General features: G+C 71.8%; 2 protein-coding genes. Both read right to left on the minus strand.

What is annotated here, in order from left to right; translation table 11 throughout:
* On the minus strand, positions 1 to 315 hold a 315-nt coding region (locus EPO51_RS02185; protein WP_465246586.1), incomplete at its 3' end, for a TrbJ/VirB5 family protein.
* The coding region (locus EPO51_RS02190; protein ID WP_293345518.1) for a VirB4 family type IV secretion/conjugal transfer ATPase at positions 266 to 2,371 on the minus strand (2,106 nt) is incomplete at its 5' end. The genes EPO51_RS02190 and EPO51_RS02185, both read right to left, overlap by 50 nt.

Below are 2,371 nucleotides of genomic sequence, written 5' to 3' on the forward strand. Positions count from 1 at the left end.
CAGACCGCTGACCGAGCTGGCGATCCCGCGCGCCGTCCGCGCCAGCTCGGCCATGTCCCGCAGCGACTGGCTGGATTGCGTCAGGTGGCTGTAGGGCGAGGCCGCCAGACTGCGCGCCTCGTTGGCGAGGCTCTCGAGCTGACGCGCCGCCTGCAGCGCATTTTCGATGTGATTGCGCGGGTCGAACACCACCTGCTGGGCCGGCGCCGGCGTGGCGCCCAGCAGGCTGACGGCGACGAGGCCGACGGCGACGATCTGGATGGACCTATTCGGCCGCGAGCGGGCCGGCGAAGGCGTCGAAAACGGAATCCACATTTTGCACTCCCTTGGCTTTGAGGAAATCGCGGGCGAAGCCGCCCGGTCGACCGTCGTCAGGTCCCGATCGCTCCAGGAGGGAGTCGATCAGGGTCTGGTCTTCCGGCGCGCTCGAGCCGCACAGGGCGAGGGCCACGCCGGTGAGGCGCAGGTCGAACAGCCGCCGGCCGCGCGGCTGGCGCCAGTAGTAGGCCCGCTTGGGCGTGGCGAAGGCGATCAGCTCAAGCTGGCGCCGGTTCAGGCCGAAGCCCCGGTAGAGTTCGGCGGACGACGGCTCCAGGGCGCGGGGATTGGGCAGGAAGACCTGGGTCGGGCAGCTCTCGATCAGACTGGCCGCGATCGAGGAGGCCGCCACGTCGTCCAGGCTCTGGGTGGCGAACACCACGCAGACCCGCTTCTTGCGCAGTGTCTTCAGCCATTCCCGTATCCGGGCCGCGAAGGCGGTCTCGCCGAGGAACAGCCAGGCCTCGTCGAGGACCAGCAGGGTCGGCCGGCCGTCGAAGCCCTGTTCGAGATGGTGGAACAGGGCCGAGAGCACCGGCGCCACGGCCGACGGGGTCCCCATCAGGGTCTCCAGCTCGAAGGTGTCGAACCGGGTGGGCGCCAGGGTCTCCCCCGCCCCGTCCAGCAGCGCGCCGTGCGGCCCCTTCAGGGTCAAGGGCTCCATGGCGGCGGCGACCGCCTTGTCCTGAACCAGGGCGCAGAACACCGTCAGCGTCCGCTGCGCGACCGGCGCCTCCGAGAGCGCCGACAGCGCCACCCAGATCTCTTCCCTCACTCGGGGGACCGGCTCCAGCCCGGCCAGGCGCACGGTCTCGGCGATCCATTCCGCGGCCCAGGCCCGTTCGTCCTCCCGGTCGATCCGGGCCAGCGGCTGGAGCGAAAACCGCGCGCCGGGCTCCAGCGCCCGCCAGCGGCCGCCAGCCGCGAGCGTCGCCGCGCGCGCCGACCGGCCCTTGTCGAAGAAGACCACCCGGGCGTCCCGATAGCGGAACCATTGCAGCGCCAGGAAGGACAGCAGGGCGCTCTTGCCCGATCCGGTCGGGCCGACGACCATGGCGTGGCCGACGTCGCCGACATGCAGCACCAGCCGGAACGGCGTCGCGCCGGTCGTGCGCGCCGTCGCCAGCGGCGGCCCGTCCAGGTTGGCGTCCCCGGCCGGCCCCGCCCAGACGGCGGAAACCGGCAGCAGATCGGCCAGGTTCAGCGTCGAGACCAGAGGCCGGCGCACGTCGGCATAGGGCTCGCCGGGCAGAGAGCCCAGCCAGGCCTCCACCGCATTGAGATCCTCGATCCGGGCCACCAGCCCCTGCGCGTTCAGCGCCGCCTCGATCGCGCGGGCCTTGGCCGCCGCCCCCGCCTCGCTGGCGTCCAGAACGGTGACCGTCAAAGTCAGATAGCCGAAGGCGCAGGACTCCGCGCCGAGCGCCGCGAGGGCGCCGTCGCACTCTTCGGTCTTGGACGCCGCATCCGTATCGAGAAGCGGCACCTCCTCCTTGGTGATGGCCTCGCGCAACAGGACGCCGACGCCCTTGCGCTTGGCGAACCAGCGCTTCCTCAGCTTGACGATCTCCCGCTCGGCCTCGGGCTTGTCGAGGCCGATCCAGCGCGCCGTCCAGCGGTACTCGAACGGCAGGGCGCCAAGGGCATCGAGCAGTCCGGGCCGGGTCGCCGACGGCAGGCCCCGCACCGAGACCACCTTGAGCCAGCGATCGCCGAGACGGGGCGCGACCCCGCCCGTCAGGCCGGCGTCGGCGAGCCAGGCGTCGAGGAACATCGGCGTCTCCAGCGGCCGGACCGCGAAGGCCCGGGGCGAGACGCTGTCATGCAGCCAGGTCAGAAGGTCCGCGTCATCGAGCCGTTCGATCTCCGGCAGGGCGTCGGACAACAGGTCGAGCGTCGTATCGGCTTCGCGGCCGAAAGCCTCCAGCGACACCCGCCAGTCGTGGCCGCCCCTGGCCAGACCGTCGAACAGCCAGCGCTCCATGCGGCGGGTTTCGTCGGCGGGCGGCAACCAGGTCAGGGCCAGCCGGAAGTCCGTCTCGAAGGCGGGATC

It is taken from the genome of Phenylobacterium sp., assembly GCF_004297125.1.
In the GTDB taxonomy this organism is placed as follows: Bacteria; Pseudomonadota; Alphaproteobacteria; order Caulobacterales; family Caulobacteraceae; genus Phenylobacterium.